This is a genomic window from Actinomycetes bacterium (assembly GCA_036000965.1).
GTDB lineage: Bacteria > Actinomycetota > CALGFH01 > CALGFH01 > CALGFH01 > DASYUT01.
In genome coordinates, this window is the sequence record DASYUT010000124.1 from 41311 (window position 1) to 58055 (window position 16745).

The 16745-nt window shown below is 71.0% G+C and carries 18 protein-coding genes and 1 pseudogene; 11 read left to right on the forward strand and 8 right to left on the reverse strand.

What is annotated here, in order from left to right; all coding sequences use genetic code 11:
- The first annotated feature begins 137 nt into the window (after window positions 1-137).
- Complete coding sequence (locus VG276_10395; GenBank protein HEV8649791.1) at window positions 138-1163, forward strand: permease; 1026 nt, start codon at window positions 138-140, stop codon at window positions 1161-1163.
- Window positions 1160-1846 carry a TIGR03943 family protein gene (locus tag VG276_10400; GenBank protein ID HEV8649792.1) on the forward strand — a complete coding sequence of 229 codons (687 nt, stop codon included), beginning with the start codon at window positions 1160-1162 and terminating at the stop codon, window positions 1844-1846. The genes VG276_10395 and VG276_10400 overlap by 4 nt, the downstream gene beginning before the upstream one ends.
- A 98-nt stretch (window positions 1847-1944) precedes the next feature.
- Here the strand turns inward: VG276_10400 and VG276_10405 are convergent, their stop codons facing one another.
- Window positions 1945-2457, reverse strand: a complete 513-nt coding sequence (locus VG276_10405) for a MarR family transcriptional regulator (protein HEV8649793.1) — start codon at window positions 2455-2457, stop codon at window positions 1945-1947.
- Between the two features lie 140 nt (window positions 2458-2597).
- On the opposite strand from VG276_10405, the gene VG276_10410 reads away from it, so the two are divergent.
- From VG276_10410 to VG276_10425, 4 genes and pseudogenes are all read left to right on the forward strand, one after another.
- Window positions 2598-3662, forward strand: a complete 1065-nt coding sequence (locus VG276_10410; GenBank protein ID HEV8649794.1) for an ATP-binding cassette domain-containing protein — start codon at window positions 2598-2600, stop codon at window positions 3660-3662.
- A gap of 10 nt (window positions 3663-3672) precedes the next feature.
- Window positions 3673-4548, forward strand: coding sequence for an ABC transporter permease (locus VG276_10415; protein HEV8649795.1), 876 nt, complete (start codon window positions 3673-3675; stop codon window positions 4546-4548).
- A gap of 28 nt (window positions 4549-4576) precedes the next feature.
- Window positions 4577-5122: pseudogene (locus VG276_10420) on the forward strand (glycosyltransferase family 2 protein).
- Window positions 5123-5299: 177 nt separating this feature from the next.
- Entirely contained in the window at window positions 5300-5653 is a 354-nt protein-coding gene (locus tag VG276_10425) for an amino acid permease (GenBank protein ID HEV8649796.1), read from the forward strand.
- A gap of 166 nt (window positions 5654-5819) precedes the next feature.
- Here the strand turns inward: VG276_10425 and VG276_10430 are convergent, their stop codons facing one another.
- From VG276_10430 to VG276_10440, 3 genes are all read right to left on the reverse strand, one after another.
- Window positions 5820-6575 carry a cation:proton antiporter gene (locus VG276_10430; GenBank protein ID HEV8649797.1) on the reverse strand — a complete coding sequence of 252 codons (756 nt, stop codon included), beginning with the start codon at window positions 6573-6575 and terminating at the stop codon, window positions 5820-5822.
- 433 nt (window positions 6576-7008) lie between these two features.
- A complete protein-coding gene (locus tag VG276_10435; protein ID HEV8649798.1) occupies window positions 7009-7959 on the reverse strand; it encodes a calcium/sodium antiporter in 951 nt (316 codons plus the stop codon).
- Between the two features lie 165 nt (window positions 7960-8124).
- Window positions 8125-8427: an antibiotic biosynthesis monooxygenase gene (locus tag VG276_10440; protein ID HEV8649799.1), complete on the reverse strand. Its 303-nt coding sequence runs from the start codon at window positions 8425-8427 to the stop codon at window positions 8125-8127.
- Between the two features lie 308 nt (window positions 8428-8735).
- Between VG276_10440 and VG276_10445 the strand changes: the two genes are divergently transcribed.
- From VG276_10445 to VG276_10455, 3 genes are read left to right on the forward strand one after another with little or no spacing between them, the layout of a single operon-like run.
- Complete coding sequence (locus tag VG276_10445; protein HEV8649800.1) at window positions 8736-9629, forward strand: ABC transporter ATP-binding protein; 894 nt, start codon at window positions 8736-8738, stop codon at window positions 9627-9629.
- The gene (locus VG276_10450) at window positions 9626-9796 is read left to right on the forward strand and encodes a hypothetical protein (protein ID HEV8649801.1); all 171 of its coding nucleotides are present in this window, start codon (window positions 9626-9628) and stop codon (window positions 9794-9796) included. Before VG276_10445 ends, VG276_10450 begins: the two co-directional genes overlap by 4 nt.
- Window positions 9793-10428, forward strand: coding sequence for an ABC transporter permease subunit (locus VG276_10455; protein ID HEV8649802.1), 636 nt, complete (start codon window positions 9793-9795; stop codon window positions 10426-10428). The genes VG276_10450 and VG276_10455 overlap by 4 nt, the downstream gene beginning before the upstream one ends.
- A gap of 146 nt (window positions 10429-10574) precedes the next feature.
- Here the strand turns inward: VG276_10455 and VG276_10460 are convergent, their stop codons facing one another.
- Genes VG276_10460 through nhaA form a run of 4 tightly spaced genes read right to left on the reverse strand, consistent with a single transcriptional unit; the run spans window position 10575 to window position 14129 of the window.
- Window positions 10575-10967, reverse strand: coding sequence for a hypothetical protein (locus VG276_10460; protein HEV8649803.1), 393 nt, complete (start codon window positions 10965-10967; stop codon window positions 10575-10577).
- Between the two features lie 53 nt (window positions 10968-11020).
- On the reverse strand, window positions 11021-12313 hold the full coding sequence (locus tag VG276_10465; GenBank protein ID HEV8649804.1) for an ArsB/NhaD family transporter: 1293 nt from the start codon (window positions 12311-12313) through the stop codon (window positions 11021-11023).
- Window positions 12310-12759: a CBS domain-containing protein gene (locus VG276_10470; protein ID HEV8649805.1), complete on the reverse strand. Its 450-nt coding sequence runs from the start codon at window positions 12757-12759 to the stop codon at window positions 12310-12312. Before VG276_10470 ends, VG276_10465 begins: the two co-directional genes overlap by 4 nt.
- Before the next feature lie 8 nt (window positions 12760-12767).
- The gene (nhaA, locus tag VG276_10475) at window positions 12768-14129 is read right to left on the reverse strand and encodes a Na+/H+ antiporter NhaA (GenBank protein HEV8649806.1); all 1362 of its coding nucleotides are present in this window, start codon (window positions 14127-14129) and stop codon (window positions 12768-12770) included.
- 411 nt (window positions 14130-14540) lie between these two features.
- Between nhaA and VG276_10480 the strand changes: the two genes are divergently transcribed.
- Together VG276_10480 and VG276_10485 are read left to right on the forward strand one after the other, a co-directional pair.
- The gene (locus VG276_10480; GenBank protein HEV8649807.1) at window positions 14541-15896 is read left to right on the forward strand and encodes a nodulation protein NfeD; all 1356 of its coding nucleotides are present in this window, start codon (window positions 14541-14543) and stop codon (window positions 15894-15896) included.
- On the forward strand, window positions 15893-16741 hold the full coding sequence (locus tag VG276_10485) for an SPFH domain-containing protein (protein ID HEV8649808.1): 849 nt from the start codon (window positions 15893-15895) through the stop codon (window positions 16739-16741). Before VG276_10480 ends, VG276_10485 begins: the two co-directional genes overlap by 4 nt.
- Window positions 16742-16745: the final 4 nt, after the last annotated feature.

Below are 16745 nucleotides of genomic sequence, written 5' to 3' on the forward strand. Positions count from 1 at the left end.
CCTCATGGTTCCATATCTGGGAGAAGCGATGGTTACATATCTGGGAAAAGCATGCGCAGGGGGTGAACAGGGCGACATCCGCAGGCCGTGACCCTCACCGCCAACCCCTTCGCGACCGCTGGCCGCACTCCCCGCCCATGGTGGGAGCGGTCGGCGACGACGTTGCCGCGGGAGGGGAGCTCCCGGGCGAGCAGCAGGATCGCCGCCGCACCCGTCCGGTCGACGCCGGCGTCGCCGGCGTCGCCCTGGTGGTCGTGGCAGCCGCCGTGCTCCGCCCGTTCCTCGAACGTCTCCTCGACCGGCCCGCCGTCGCCCACTGGGCCACCGTCTTCGTCGCGATCGCCGTGCAAGCGATGCCGTTCCTGGTGCTGGGCGTGATGCTCAGCGCCGCGGTCGCCGCCCTCGTCCCCGCCGGGCTCCTCCCCCGGGTCCTTCCTCGCAGGCCGGCGCTGGCGGTCCCTGTGGCGGCCGCGGCGGGGGCCGCGCTCCCAGGGTGCGAGTGCGGGTCCGTGCCGATCGCCGGGCGGCTGGTGGCCCGTGGCGCGCCGCCCGCCGCCGCTCTGGCGTTCCTGCTCTCGGCGCCCGCCATCAATCCCGTCGTGCTGGTGGCGACGGCGGTGGCGTTTCCGGGCCGACCCGAGGTCGTCGTCGCCCGTCTTCTCGCCAGCCTTCTCGCCGCGACCGTCGTCGGTCTGGTGTGGGCCCGCACCGGCCGTGACGAGTTGCTCGAGCGGGTCCACCGGCGGCGCAGCGATGCGGGGCCACCGCTGGCCGTGCTCGCGGCCACCGCGCAGCACGACCTGCTTCACGCCGGTGGATTCCTCATCGTCGGGGCGGCGACCGCCGCCACCTTGCAGACGGTTGTGCCCCGGAGCGTCCTCGACACCGTGGCCGGCGCCGGCCCGCTGGCTTTCTTGGCGCTGGCCGGCCTCGCGGTGGTGATGGCAATCTGCTCCGAGGCCGACGCCTTCGTGGCCGCCAGCCTCACCCAGTTCTCGCTGAGCGCCCGCCTGGCGTTCATGGTCGTCGGCCCCATGGTCGACGTGAAGCTCATCGCCCTGCAGGCGGGCACGTTCGGGCGCGGCTTCGCGCTGCGGTTCGCACCGCTCACGCTCGTCGTCGCGCTGGCGTCGAGCGCCGTCATCGGGTGGTGGCTGCTGTGACCGCAGCCGGTGGGCTGATCAGCGTGCTCGTCGGCACCGTGTTGCTGCGACTCACGCTCACAGGCACCTACGGTCGCTACGTCCGCCTGGGGATGGGTCCGTGGCTGGCCGTCGCAGGTGTCGTGGCGATCGTCCTCGGGTTGGTGACCTTGGTCCACGCGCTCCGTCACACCCACCCCGCCGACGCCCACGATCATCGTCGTGGCGGAGGCGACCGGGTGGGATGGCTGCTCCTGGCGCCGGTCGCCGCCCTCCTGCTCGTGGCGCCTCCCACGCTCGGCAGCTACGGCGTCGGCCGGGGCGCCGAGGTCGACATCCGCTCCGGTGGCGGCGTCCTCGACCCGCTCGTGCCTGGCGCCGAACCCGTCCCCATGACCCTGCTCGAGTTCGGCCAGCGCGCCTTCGACCGCGGCGGCGCCAGCTTCAACGGTGCCGCGGTCCAGCTCACCGGCTTCGTGGCGGGCGCCGAGGAGGACGGGTTCAGGCTCGCCCGCTACCAGATCGCGTGTTGCGCGGCCGACGCGGCTCCGGTGGTGCTGCGGGTCGTCGGTGTCCACGGCGGCCCTGCGCGCGACCAGTGGGTGACCGTGACCGGGGTGTTCCAACCGGGAGGCGACGAGGTGCCCGAGCTGGCGGCCACGAGCGTCGTCGAGATCCCCGCGCCCGACGACCCCTACGAGTGAGACCAGGCGCACCGCCCGAGTGAGACCAGGCGCACCGCCCAAACCTCAGGCGCACCGCCCAAAACTAGGGAGTCAGCCGACCGGCCGTTCGAGCTCGCTCAGGCGGGACCGTCGCCGGGGTCTGCGCCCAGCACTCGGGGATCGTGGTGGGCAAGGGCTCGCAGCAGCAGGCGGCGAAGCTGCTCGCGTTCCTCCGGGCAGAGCGGGGCGAACAGCTCCTCGTTGAGGCGTTCTGCCTCCTCGTCCCGCTGCCGGAGGGCCCGGCGGCCGGTGGCGGTGAGCTGAAGCGCGTACCGGCGCCGATCCCGCTCGTCGCGCCTGCGGACGACGAATCCTGCACGCTCGAGGAAGTCGACGAACGCGACCAGGTCGCTCGCGTCGAAGCGGAGGCGGTCGCTGACCTCCTTCTGCGACGCCGGGCCGAACTCGTCGAGGCAGGCAAGGAGGGCGAAGTGGGGAAAGCGCATCGCCTCCGCGGGGGAGGCGCCCGCGCGCTGCGCCCGCCGCTGGCCCAGCCGGAAGGCCTCGCGCATGACCAGGAACAGCACCGCGCTTGGGTGCCGCAGCAGCCGTCCCGGCAGCGGCGGCGAATCGGGCCGCACCTCGCTCATGCGCATACGTCGCCCCACGCGCCGGTCCACGCGCGAAGCCTTGACCTCGCCGGTCGCTCGCCGGGCATCGTCTGCGCGCTGCCCGCCGCCCGCGCCTGCCTTGACAGTCACTGGGGTGACTCCTATCGTGGGGACGCCCCATGATAAACCACAGCCAGCCCCCTGGCACCACCCGCAGCGCGCCACTTGACGAGCGGCCGCTCGACCCGGCAGCAGGCTCCGCCGCCGCGGGCAACGACCCGATCGTCTGCGTCAACGGCCTGGTCAAGCGCTACGGCGAGATCGAGGCTGTCACGGGTATCGACTTCGAGGTTGGCCGCGGGGAGACGTTCGGGTTCCTCGGGCCCAACGGCGCGGGCAAGTCGACCACCATCAAGATGCTGTGCACGCTCGCCACGCCCACGGCGGGGTCGGCCACGGTGGCCGGCTACGACGTCGTGGGCGAGCGCGACGACGTCCGCCGCAACATCGGGCTCGTGTTCCAGGACACGACGCTGGACGGCTATCTGACTGCCGAGCGGAACCTGCGCTTCCACGCCGAGCTGTACGGCGTGCCGCGCCCGGTGGTCGGCGACCGGCTCCGCCAGGTGCTCGAGATAGTCGGCCTGTGGGAGCGGCGCACGAGCCTGGTGCAGACGTTCTCCGGCGGCATGATGCGGCGGCTGGAGATCGCCCGCGGGCTGCTGCACTCCCCACGCGTGCTGTTCCTGGACGAGCCGACGGTCGGGCTCGACCCCCAGACCCGCGCCTCGATCTGGGGCTACATCGAGGAGCTGAAGCGCCTGGAGGACATCACGATCTTCCTCACCACCCACTACATGGACGAGGCCGAGCACTGCGACCGGATCGCCATCATCGACCACGGCAAGATCGTGGTCCTCGACACCCCCGAGGTCCTCAAGGCCAGCGTCGGCAAGGATCGCGTGCAGATCCAGACCCCCGACGACGAGGCCGCCATCGCCGCGCTCCGGGAGCGGTTCGACCTGGAGGGGGGCGTCCACGAGGGCGCGGTGACGTTCTTCGTCGCCGACGGCGAGCAGTTCGTCCCGCGCCTGTTCGCCGAGCTGGGCGTGCCCATCCGGTCGGTGAGCGTGACGCGGCCAACGCTTGACGACGTGTTCATGTCCTACACCGGCAAGACCATCCGCGACGCGGAGGCCGCCAACCCGCTGCGGGCGATGGCGGCCGCGTTCAGGAGGAGGTGAGACCAGGGCCATGGCGACCGACACCGTAACGCACCCCGGCGCTGTCGCCCCGGTCCGGCTGCCCGGGCGCACGATCCGCCACGACCTGCGGGCCGTGAAGATCGTGTGGCAGCGCGACCTGATCCGGTTCCTGCAGGACCGCCCCCGGATGGTGGTCTCGCTGGTGCAGCCGGTGCTGTTCCTGTTCGTGCTTGGCACGGGGCTGTCCACGCTCGCCTCGCGCGGCACCGGCGGCCTGGACCTGCGCACGTTCATATTCCCGGGCGTGCTGGCGATGTCCACCATGTTCACCGCGATGTTCTCGGCCGCGTCGATCGTGTGGGACCGGGAGTTCGGGTTCCTGCGCGAGATGCTGGTGGCGCCGGTACGCCGCAGCGCGATCGTGATCGGCAAGTGCCTCGGCGGCGCGACGGTGGCCACCTTCCAGGGCGTGGTGATCTTGTCCCTGGCCGGGGCCGTCGGCGTGCCCTACTCCCCGGTGCTGCTGGGGACGCTGGTCGTCGAGCTGCTGCTGCTGTCGTTCACGCTGACGGCGCTCGGCGTGATGGCTGCGGCGCGCATCCGGCAGATCCAGTCCTTCATGGCGCTGACCCAGGCGCTCCTCATGCCGATGTTCTTCCTCTCCGGTGCGCTGTACCCGTTGGGCAACCTCCCGACGTGGCTGCACGTCCTCACCCGCATCGACCCGATGACCTACGCGGTCGACCCCATGCGCCAGGCGGTGTTCGCGCACCTGGACATCCCCGCGGCGGTGCGCGCCGAGCTCAGCCCCGGGGTGACGTGGGGAAGCTGGACCGTCCCGCCGCTGGTCGAGCTGACGGTCGTCGCGGTGGTCGGGTTGGCCATGCTCGGCGTGGCCATCGCCGAGTTCCGCCGGACCGAGTAGGCGGCCGCGGCGCACACCCGGTCCCCGCCTGGTCGAGCCCGACCGGGCCGAGGACCCGCTCATGCCCGAGCTGCGCCACTCACCGGTGCCAGGGCCGGCGTGGCTGCCCGGCCCCGCGCTGCTGGGGGTGCTGGCCGGAGCCAGCATGTTCCGCGTGGCGGCGTTCCGGGAGGTGGGGGGGTTCTCCCCGCGGCTGTGGTTTGGCGGGGAGGAGGAGCTGCTGGCCATCGACCTGGCGGCAAGGGGCTGGTGGATGTGCTGGGCAGAGGACCTGGTCGTCTACCACGCGCCCTCGACCGCGCGTGAACCCCGCCGCCGACGCCAGCTGGGCATCCGCAACACGCTGTGGACGACCTGGCTGCGCCGCCCGGCCACAAGCGCGCTGCGCCGCACGGGGGCGCTGCTGCGCTCGTTCCCGCCCGACCGGGCCAGCGTGGCAGCGGTCGCCGAGGCCGTGGCGGGCCTGCCTTGGGTGCTGCGGGAACGGCGGGTGGTCCCCCCACACGTCGAGGACGGGCTACGCCTGCTGGAAGAACCCCAGCGCCGCTTCACCGCCCGACGCTACGTGGGATGACCGCGGTCTACCCGTACGTCAAGCGGTCGCGGCGCTGTTCGTCACCCACGATCGCCGAGAGACGTTGACCGGTTCGGACCACCCGGGCGTCTCGGACTTCTCTTGATTTTCCCCCCGTGCCGGTCCACCGTTCAGGATGCCTGTCTTGGTGGTGGGAGGTCTCCGAAGGAGGCGCACGTGGCGCAGAGCAGCCCATCCCGTGGCCTCGCCCGCGAGGCCATCGGCCTCAGGGAGGTCCTGTTCCAGTCGATCACCCATATGGCCCCGGCCGCTGCGGTGGCCTTCTCGATCATCGTCGGGGCCAACTTCGCCGCCGGAGCCCTGCCCCTTTCGGTGGTCCTGGCCCTGGTCGGCTGCCTGCTGGTGGCGGTGTCGATCGGGCAGCTGGCCAGGTGGCTCCCGTCGGCCGGGGGCTTCTACACCTACGCCGCCCGCGGCCTGCACCCGGCCGTGGGCTTCCTGGTCGGCTGGGGCTACGCGTTCGTGGACGCAACCGTCGGTTTCCGCTCATCCGTCATGCCTGTGTCATAAAGCCGACACATCAAGCAGCCTGACCATCGAGAATGTCGCCCGGCTCGCTGACATCACCGTCCGGCGCGTTGCGCTGAGCTCGGACAGAACCACGCGGGATACGTCCCGAAGGAACGCCGCTGCTATCGCGACGACCGTCTGGAGCGGTGCAGGTGCGATGGCTGGCTCACTGCCTAACCAAGGCGGGTCTCCTCGACGTCCAGGTCGTGGAGCACGCGGCGGAACACCTCTGAGCTGATGCCGTGCTTGTCGCGCAGATGGAACAGTTCATCCCGCTCTGCTTCGAGGAGCTCACGGCGCACTTCTGCCAGGGTCTGGTCCAGCCGGTCGTAGTCGCCGCCAGCCCGATCGTCACCGCGCCGACCGCGGCCAGCAGGAAGCCGCCGGCGACCCGGACCGCCGAGAAGCTGCCGGTCACCACCGCGGCGACCGCCAGCCGGTAGGCGACCAGCGCGGTCGCGTCGTTGAACAGGCCTTCGGCCTCCAGGATGGTGACCAGGCGGCGCGGCAGGCCCAGCCGGTTGGCGATGGCGGTGGCCGCCACTGGGTCAGGCGGCGAGATGATCGCGCCGAGGGTGAAGCCGACCGGCCAGCTCACCCCGGGGATGGCGAGATGGGCGGTGACGGCCACCACCGCGATCGTGGCCAGGACCAGGCCGAAGGCGAGCAGGCTGATCGGCTGCAGGTTCTCCCGCAATTCCCGTACGGGCGTGGCGATTGCCGCCGCGTACAGCAGCGGGGGCAAGAACACCAGCAGCACCAGTTCGGGGTCGGGCTCCACCAGCGGCAGGCCCGGCACCAGCCCGATCGCCAGCCCGCCCAGCACCAGCAGGATCGGGTAGGGAACGTCGATGCGGCGCGCCAGGGTCGCGATGACCACCAGCAGCACGAACAGCCCGAAGATCGCTTCCAACTGGTCCACGAACGCTCCTCAGGCTCCCTCGGCGTCCCGCCTCAAACCGTACGGTGCCAAGGGTAGGTCCTGGGCAGTGGGTTGCGGCGTTGCTCGGCCCTAAGGTAGCCGCACGCTGGGACGATCGCTCAGGGGATCAATAGGTACCCGCGGAATACCAGGAAGTCTGGTCGGACCCGAACCTGTGCTGCTTGCCATCGGGATCGCGTGCCTCACCGTTTCGATTTGCGGCTGCCGTCGTTTCTGCCCTACGAGGAGTACTCGGTCGACCAGCGTCAGGCACGGCAGCGCAGCGGTCATTGCTACCGTGCTTTGCTTTCTGGACGCGTGGCTGGTCAGGACCGCCGGTCGCTGAGGTTGTTGCCGCTGGCGCCCTTGACGGTGTGCCTCCGAGGATGGCAACGCCGACCCGATACTGCTCGTGACACGCTCGGGGGGTGTGCTACTGCAGGACAATGAGAGGGAGGCTTATGGCGTACCCAGCTAGCAGCAGCCCGGCCTCCCAGCGGTCCAGGCGTGCCTGGTTGGCGAGCAGCAGCCATGCCCCCAGGCTCGTCACCACCATCACCACGACCTGTGTAGTGGGCACCACGGGTGCCCGTGCGCCGGCACCGGCCAGCCCGATCACTGCCCCGACGGCAAGGCTGTTGAACAGGTTGCTGCCCAGCAGGTTGCCGACCAGCAGGTCCGGTTCGTTGTGGCGCTGCGCCTGGATCGCGGTGACCAGCTCGGGCAGGGAGGTCCCCACCGCTACCAGGGTGAAGCCGATCACCTCCGGCGGCACACCGAGTCTGGAGGCCAGCCCGGCGGCGCCCCAGACCAGCAGCTGCGCCCCGGCGAGGGTGCCGACCAGCCCAATCCCGGTGCGGATCAGCTCGGCCCGCAACGAGTGCTGGATGGTGCCGTCCACGTACTCGCCGACCTCGCCGGCCAGCACGTCCACCTTGCCCGCTAGGGCCGCCCGCAGCAGCAGCCACAGCGCGGCCGCGAGCAGCCCAAGCAGTACCGCGCCCTCGGCGAGGCTGAGCCCGCCGGGGACGAGGGCGGCGAAGGCCAGCACGGCGCCAACGCTGAGCGGCGCCTCCCAGCGCAGCACTGCCGAACGCACCGGCACCACGGCCATCAGCCCGGCGATGCCCAGCACCAGGGTCATGTTGGCGGCATTGGAGCCGACCACGTTGCCGACGGCCAGCTCGGTGCTGCCCTGCGCGGCGGCCAACCCGGAGACCAGCAGCTCAGGCGCGCTGGTGCCGAACCCGATGACGGCCACACCGATGAACACCGGTGATACACGCAGCCTGGTGGCCAGCCGGGCCGAGCCGACGACGAAGTAGTCGGAGGCCTTGGCGAGCAGCAGCAGCCCCACCCCGAAGCCGACGAGCAGCTGGATCACCGGGCCGCGCCGGTTCGCCGGAGGTGGGCGTCGCGACAGTCAGCGAACAAGGGTTGCATCCGCACGGTCGGCTCCCGAGTACACCAGTCACGTGCCGACCAGACTGCCGCTCGAGACCTGGTCAGCAGCAGGTCAGGCTCGTCGAGGAGGCTCCCGATGGGGCAGCTATCCGGGTAGCTTGGCCGCAAGGACATCGACCGGCTCGATCACCGGTGGCTGCGCCAGCAGCTCAGGGGCTTGCGCCATCAGGGTGGCTGCGACCCGGCCCGCCAGGTGTGCCTGCCGGCCCGCGTCGTCGGGAAAGGCATCGAAGATGCCGAACTCCGACGTGCCAAGTTGGATCGCAAACCACGCGATCGTTGCCGGTTCCTCGTCGACCAGCGACAGCCCTCCCTCCAGAAAGCTGGTCACCTCGGCCTCTTTCCCGGGCTTGGCGACTAGGCGAACAAGCAGCCCTACGGTGACCATCATGGCTGTCCTTTCCGGTGGTGCGGCCTGGCACAGACCGCGATTGGGGCATCCTACTGGGGGTTGGGGTGCCGTCGAACTGCCGCCGCCCATACAGGTGGCGGCAGGCCGAGACGCCCGATGTGGGACGGTCGGCGGACAGGTCAGCAACGCCGTGGGAGGTTCGCGTCGGGTTCCCGAGCAGGAGCTCGGTGGTCGCGTCGGGTTCAGTGCGCGGCAGCCAAGCCGCCTGCTATGGTTCGGGTGGTGCGCCGGGAAGTCGGGTCGGCATCGCTGTTGTGGCTGACGATTGCGGCTGGAGGCGCCCGATGCCGAGCGAGCCCGTGATCCGTATCCAGGGGCTGACCAAGCACTTCGGGTCGGTCCGTGCGCTGGAGGATCTCGATCTCGCCGTCGAGCAGGGCGAGGTGTTCGGCTATCTGGGGCCCAACGGCGCCGGCAAGACGACGACGATCCGGTTGTTGCTGGACTTCATCCGGCCGACACGAGGCCGCGCGGAGCTGCTCGGCGGCTCCGGGGCGGACCCGCGGGTGCGGGCCAGGATCGGCTACCTGCCCGCGGAGCTCTCCATCGACCCTCGCTACACCACCACCGATCTGCTCGATTTCTACGGCCGGCTGCGTGGCGGCCACGACTCGCGCTGGGTGGCGATGCTGCTGGAACGCTTCGACCTGGACCCCACCCGACCGGTGGGCGAGCTCAGCACCGGCAACCGGCGCAAGGTCGGCATCGTGCAGGCGGTGGCCCACCGCCCGGAGCTGCTCGTGCTGGACGAGCCGTCCTCGGGCCTGGATCCCCTGCTGCAGCATCAGTTCCAGCTGCTGATCAGGGAGCTGGTGGGCGAGGGCGCCACGGTGTTCCTGTCCAGCCACGCGCTGCCCGAGGTGGAGGTGCTGGCCCGGCGGGTGGCGATCCTGCGGGCGGGCCGCCTGGTGACGGTCGCCGGGGTCCAGGAGCTGCGCCGGCAGGCCCGCCAGCGCATCGACCTGCACGTGGCCGGGCCGGCAGACCCGGCGGACTTCGTCGGTGTCCCTGGCGTGGTGGAGGTCCACGCCAGCGATGGGACCGTGCAGCTGGTGGTGGAGGGCTCGGTGGACCAGGTCATCAAGGCCGCCGCGCGGCTGGAGGTGGTCCGCGTCATCACCCACCACGCCGACTTGGAGGACGTCTTCTTGCGCTACTACCAGGGGGAGCAGCCGTGATCGTGGCCGCCCGGCTGCTCCGTGACCGCCGCCGGTCGACCCTGTGGTGGATCGGTGGGCTGCTGGCGCTGGTGCTGTTCACGGTCGCGTTGTACCCCTCGATCAAGGGCCAGGCGTCCTTCGACCAGGTGATCGCCGACCTACCCGCGAGGGCTTCAAGGACGTGATCGGCTACGAAGCCGGGGTGCCGCTGACCTCCCCGCCCGGCTATCTGCACGCCCGGCTGTTCGCCAGCCTGGCACCGCTGGTGGTGTTGGTGTTCGGCATCGGCGCCGGCGCGCAGGCCATCGGCGGCAGCGAGGAGGCCGGCACGCTGGAGCCGCTGCTGGCCAACCCGGTCACCCGCCGCCGGGTCGCGGCCGAACGCTACCTGGCAATCGTGGCGCTGCTGGTCGTCCTTGTGGCGGCGTTCACCCTGGCCCTGGTCGCCTTCGGCGCGCCGTTCGAGGTGCTGGACGGCGTGTCGCTGACCGGCTTGCTGGGTGCCTGCGCCGGGGTCTTCGGCATCGCCCTGCTGCATGCCAGCGTCGCCTTTGCGGTGGGCGCCGCGACCGGCCGACGGGGACCCGCGATCGCGGTGGCCACTGCCGTGGCGGTCGGCGGCTACCTCGTCCAGAGCCTGCTCAGCCTCACCGGCGCCCTGGCGCCGCTGCGTGCCATCACACCCTGGCACTGGTACCTGGACCGCAACATGCTCGCGGAAGGACCCGCGGTCGCCGCGATCGTCCTGCCAGTTGTGGTGTCGGTGCCGGTCGTGCTGATCGGCTGGGCGGCCTTCCGCCGCCGCGACCTCCGCTGAGAGCCACCGTCACGGTCCCGCGCACCCCAAGCCGGCCACGCACGCCGGGCCGCGGCCCGGCGGATCGGCGACCGGTCAGCGGCGAACGGGACGGCCGAGGGACGTGGAAACCCGGTCACGAATGCCGGAAGGGGAGCGGCTATCGCTCATGAGCGGCCGGCCCGCTGGTTGGCTTCGATGGTGTGGCGGGCGGTCAGGTACTGGTGTCGGAGCAGCAGCGGTGCCACGCCGACGAGCAGGGTGAGCACGACCGCCCAGATCCAGCGGAAGGCGGCGGGCAGCCGCGCTGGTGGCAGGAGCATGGCGAGCCAGGTCAGGGTGAGCCCGACCTGGAGCGGCAGGATGATCAGCGCATGGCGAAGGAGCAAGCGTTGCTGTCGGTGGGCCAACCCGGCCGCAATGGCTGCCTCATGGGGATCGGGAAGGCTCTCCCCGGCGCTGACTGCTTGCAGTACCCGAGCCCGGGCGGCATGGTCGAGGCGATCGTGGAAGGCGAGCCGCCATTCCGGGTCGTGTCCTTGCCGGATCCTGTCGTCCATCGGTGGATGCTCGCGCCGTCTCTTGGGGGTCGTTGGGATGGCCGGGTGCGGGTTCAGGTGAAGGCGAAGTAGCGCAGCCACAGGTAGGGCACGCAGGCCAGCGTGGTGGCGACCGCGACCACCACGCCGTAGCGGGTGAACTCCAGGAAGCGGATGGGTTGGCCGGCGCGTTGGGCAAGGCCGAGGATGACCACGTTGGCGCTGGCGCCGATGGCGGTGGCGTTGCCGCCAAGGTCGGCACCCAGCGCCAGCGACCACCACAGCACCGTCGCATCCCCATCGCCCTGCAGGTCCTGGACGAGGGTGGCGGTGACCGGCGCCATGGTGGCCACATAGGGGATGTTGTCCACGATCGCCGACAGCACCCCCGAGACCCACAGCAGCAGCATGCTGCCAACCCACAAACTCCCCCCGGTCGCGGCGGCGACGGCCTCGGCGAGCTGGGCGATCACGCCGGTCTTGATCAGCGCGCCGACCATCACGAACAAGCCCGCAAAGAACGCCAGGGTGGGCCATTCCACCTCACGCAGGAACGGCCCAGGATCACGCCGGGCGACCAGCAGCAGCAGCCCCGCACCCAGCAGCGCCACCACCGACGGCTCGTAATGCAGCACCCCATGCAGCGCGAACGCGACCGTGACCAGCGCTAGGACCAGCAGGGAGCGGATTAGCAGGGGCCGGTCGGTCAGCGCCTCCCGCTCCTCCAGCGTCATGAGCTCGCGGGCGCGTTCGGGCCGGTAGACCAGCGCGTTGCGGAACAGCCAGCGGCTCATGGCGACAAACAGCAGCATCAGCACCACCACCAGCGGCGCGAGGTGGACCAGGAAGTCGGTGTAGGACAGGTCGGCCTGGCTGGCGATGATGATGTTGGGCGGGTCGCCGATCAGGGTGGCGGTGCCGCCGATGTTGGAGGCCAACGCCTCGGCGATCAGGAACGGCGCCGCGGGGATGTCCAGGCGTTCGCAGATCAGGAAGGTGACCGGGGCGACCAGCAGCACGGTGGTGACGTTGTCCAGCAGCGCCGAGGCGACCGCGGTGATGGTGGTCAGGGTCACCAGGATGCGAAACGGCCGCCCGCCGGCGCGCTTGGCCGACCAGATCGCCAGGTAGTCGAACAGGCCGGTCTGCTTGATGACGCCGACGATGACCATCATGCCCAGCAGCAGGAAGATGACGTCCCACTCGATCCCGAACCGCTCGGAGTGGAACGCGTCGGCCGAGGACAGCAGCCCCAGGGCCAGCATCAGCCCGGCGCCGCCCAGCGCCACCGCCACCCGGTTGACCTTCTCGCTGGCGATCAACGCGTAGGCGCCGAGGAAGACGCCGACCGCCAGCGTCGCGCTCACCGCGCCCCCAGCAGCCGGGTGATGAGCCGGGAGGTGGTGATGCCGCCCAACAGCCGGCCATCACGGTCGCGGACCACCACCAGGGAGGCGCCGCCGCGGACCAGCGTCGCAGCGACCTTGACCAGGGTGTCGTCGGCGTCGACCTCGGCCAACCCGGCCGATGAGGCCGGCAGCAGCTCCCGGACCGGTCGGCCGCGCAGCCGCTGCCACAACGCATCAGCGACGTCCTCGCCCAGCACCCCGACCAGCGCCCGGTCCTCGGCCAGATAGCGGGGCAGCAGGAACGCCAGCAGCGCCGTGTCCGACACCACCCCCTGCAGGCCGCCGTGCTGGTCTTGGACGAACACGCCCTCCACCGGCTCCTCGGCCAGCAGCCGGGCCGCCTCCTCCGCTGGGGCGTCCGGCGTCAGCGACGGATAGGTGATGGCAAGGTCACGCGCACGCACCGGCTGGCTCACCTCCCTGCCCCGCCAGCGCCGCCAGCTGGCGGGGCGCCGCCAACGTGCGGCCGGCGGCCGGAAGGACGAACTGGCATGCGGAACAGCAGCCAGCCGATCGTGGTGGCCGCCGCCGAGGCGACCAGGATCCCGACCTTGGCCTCCTCCTCGGCCACCCGATCCGTGAAGGCGAGGTCGGTGACGAACAACGCGACCGTGAAGCCAATGCCAGCCAGGGCGGCCGCAGCCGCCAGCTGCTGGCGAGTGACCAGCCGCGGTAGCGTTCCCAGCCCGACCCGGACCACCAGCAGCGAGGCGCCGACGATTCCCACCAGCTTGCCCACCACCAGCCCCGCGAGAACACCCAGCGTGATCGGCGACCCGACCGCCCGAGCCAGCATGTCGCGATCCAGCGCCACCCCGGCGTTGGCCAGCGCAAACACCGGCACCACCAGGTAGCTGGACCAAGGATGCAACAGGTCCTGCAGCCGCTGGATCGGGTGGACCGCCTCACCGACACCCAACGGGGTTTCCCACAGCATCGCCGGGGTCGGGTCCGGCTCGAACCAACGGCCGAACCGGACACCACGGAGCACCTCGGCTGGCACCGGCGGGTAGGCGGTGAGCACCACGCCCAGGAGCAGCCCGGCGATAGCCGGGTGGATTCCGGACGTCGAGGTCGCCACCCACAACGCGACCCCGACCACCAGGTAGGCGAAGGTGCGCAGCACCCGCAGCAGCCGCAGCACCGTGACCACCGCGAACAGCTCCAGCGCCACCGCCACCGCCAGAAGGTTCACCACCTCAGCGTTGAGCAGCGCGATCACCGCGATGGCGGCGATGTCGCCGACGAGCACCAGCGTCAGCAGCAGCACGCGCAGCTGCGGGGGGCAGCGCGGCCCGACCAGGGCCAGCACGCCCAGCACCAGCGCGAGATCGCCCGCCAGCGCGATCGGCCAGCCGCGCGCGGCCGGGCCGCTGGGGTTGAAGGCCAGGTACAGCAGCGCCGGCACGACCACGCCACCCGCCGCGGCCACCGCGGGCATGGTCATGGCCCGCCAGTCGCGCAGCTCGCCCAGCTTCAGCTGGCGGCTGAGCTCCACGCCAACCACCAGGAAAAACAGCACCATCAGCCCGTCGTTGACCCAGTGGCGCAGGTCCTTGGCCAGCTCGGCCTCGCCCACCTGGACCGACAGCCTGGTCGACCACAGCGTCTCGTAGCTGGCCGCCCACGGCGAGTTCACCCACACCAGCGCGGCCACGGTCGCCACCAGCAGCAGCAGCGCGCCGCGCGCCTCAGTGCCCATAAACAGGTGGAGCGGGCGCGTCAGGACGAAGACGACGCCACGAGCAAAGAATCCAGAGGGGATGGTGCTCACGCACGGCTCCTGGTCGACAGCGAGCAACGTCTGCCGACCAGGCTTCCCGGCGCACCACCAGCAGCATAACAACCCGGCCGGAGGGCGCCAAGCCGACGTGGCACCGCCACGCTCGGCAGCAGTCTGGAACCGAGCCTGGGAAGGCCGGATCGCAGGCATAGCCCGCCCTGGTGCAACGACCTCCGTCGCCTTACGTCACCGTCGGCGATGCGGCAGGCGGACACCACCTCGACGAGGCGGTCGTCCATGTCTGCCTGCCGCCTTTGGGACCAGAGGCAAGCCGCAGATGCGCGACACCGGCCCAGGCCAGCGGCTGCCCACGCGGGCGCCGGCGGGTTGCTGCTAGACTTGCGGTGGTGCGCCGGGAAGCCTGGTCGGCAGTTGACATCGTCGACAGGTCAGGAGTGCACGGTGGTTCGTGCGGCGGCATGGGTCGCCAGCGCAGCCGATGCCATGCCGGCCGAGCGCGGTCCGCGTCCCAGCCGGCTCGCGGCGGCGTTCCTGCTCGCCGCCGCCCTGGCCTGGTCGGTCGGCTTCCCCGGCGGGGCTACCGCTCAAGCATCGACCGTGCTGGTGACCCGCGTCGACGGGACGATCACCCCAGTGATCGCCGATCACCTCGTGGACGGCGTCGCCGCTGCCGAGCGGGACAGGCATGCCGCCTACCTGGTCGAGCTGGACACCCCCGGTGGGCTGGACACCTCCATGCGGGAGATCATCAAAGCGTTCCTCGGCGCCGACGTCCCGGTGGTCGTCTACGTCACCCCATCGGGGGCGCGGGCCGCCTCGGCCGGGGCGCTGATCACCTTCGCGGCCAACCTCGCCGCCATGGCCCCAGGCACCACAATCGGCGCGGCCACCCCGGTCGACCTGCAGGGCGGCGAGATCTCCGACAAGGTGCTCAACGACGCCGCCGCCTTCGCCGAGACCGTCGCCGCCCAACGTGGCCGCAACAAACAGTTCGCCATCGACACCGTCCGCAAGGGCCGCGCGGTCACGGCCGAGGAGGCCGTGCGGCTGGACGCGGTCGACCTGCTCGCCGCCAGCCGCGCCGAGCTGCTCCAGGAGCTGGACGGCCGCAGCGTCCGGGTCGCCTCCGGGAACACCGTCACCCTGGAGACGGCCGGTGCCACCGTGGTCGAGCAGGGCTTCGGGGTGTTTCGCCGGTTGCTGCAGCTGCTGGCCGATCCCAACCTGGCGTTTCTGTTCCTGTCGCTTGGCACGCTGGCGATCATCTACGAGCTGGCCAACCCGGGAGTCGGCTTCGGCGGCATCGCCGGGGCGATCTTCCTGCTGCTTGGCTTCTTCGCGCTGTCGGTGCTGCCGATCAACCTGGTCGGGCTGCTGCTGCTGGCGCTGGCGGCCGCGCTGTTCGTCGCCGAGCTGTTCGTCCCCGGGGTGGGGGTGTTCGCCGCCGGCGGCACCGTCGCCCTGGTGCTTGGTGGGCTGTTCCTGTTCGACGGCGCGGTCGGGATCGACCCGGCCGTGCTGGTCCCGGTGGCGCTGGTCGTCGGTGGCGGGTCGGTGCTGGCGGGCCGGCTGGCCTGGCGGGCGCGGCATGCCCCCAGCATCAGCGGCCGGGAAGCCCTGGTCGGCCGCCAGGTCACCGTGCGGACCGCTGAGGGTCCCACCGGGCAGGTGCTGCTGGACGGTGCCTGGTGGACCGTCCGCAGCCGCGGCGCCCCGCTGACACCGGGGCAAACCGTTCGGGTCGTTGACCTGGAGGGCCTGGAACTGATCGTCGACCCTGAGGAGGGAACCTCATGAGCGGCCTGACCATCGGCCTGGCACTGGCGCTTGCCGTCGTGCTGGTTCTGCTGGCGATGTCGGTGCGGATCGTCAACGAGTACGAACGCGGGGTGATCTTCCGGCTGGGCCGGGTGATCGGCGCCAAGGGCCCGGGGCTGTTCTTCATCATCCCGGTCGTGGACCGCATGGTGAAGGTCTCGCTGCGCACCGTGACGATGGACATTCCACCCCAGGACGTCATCACCCGCGACAACGTCACCGTCAAGGTCAACGCCGTCACCTACTTCAACGTGGTCGACCCGGTCCGCTCGGTGGTCGCGATCGAGAACTACCTGTTCGGCACCTCCCAGATCGCCCAGACGACCCTGCGCAGCATCCTCGGCCAGGTCGACCTGGACGAGCTGCTGATCAACCGCGACGAGATCAACCAGCGGCTGCAACAGATCATCGACCAGCTGACCGACGCCTGGGGGATCAAGGTCACCCTGGTCGAGGTCAAAGACGTCGAGCTGCCCGAGACCATGCGCCGGGCCATGGCCAGCCAGGCCGAGGCCGAACGCGACCGGCGCGCCAAGGTCATCCACGCCCTCGGCGAGCGCGAGGCCGCCGGCGCGCTCGGTGAGGCGGCCGTCGTGCTGGAGAACCACCCGGCGGCGATGCAGCTGCGGGTGCTGTCGACCATGGTCGAGGTGTCGGCCGAGCGGAACTCCACCCTCATCTTCCCGCTGCCGGTCGAGCTCCTGCGGCTGGTCGACACCCTACGCGGCATCCCTCAGCCCGCCGTCGGCTCCCACCCCACAGCCGGAGGCGGCCAGGACCCAGCCACCAGCGCACCATCGGCGTCAGGAGACAAGGAAGAATGATCCG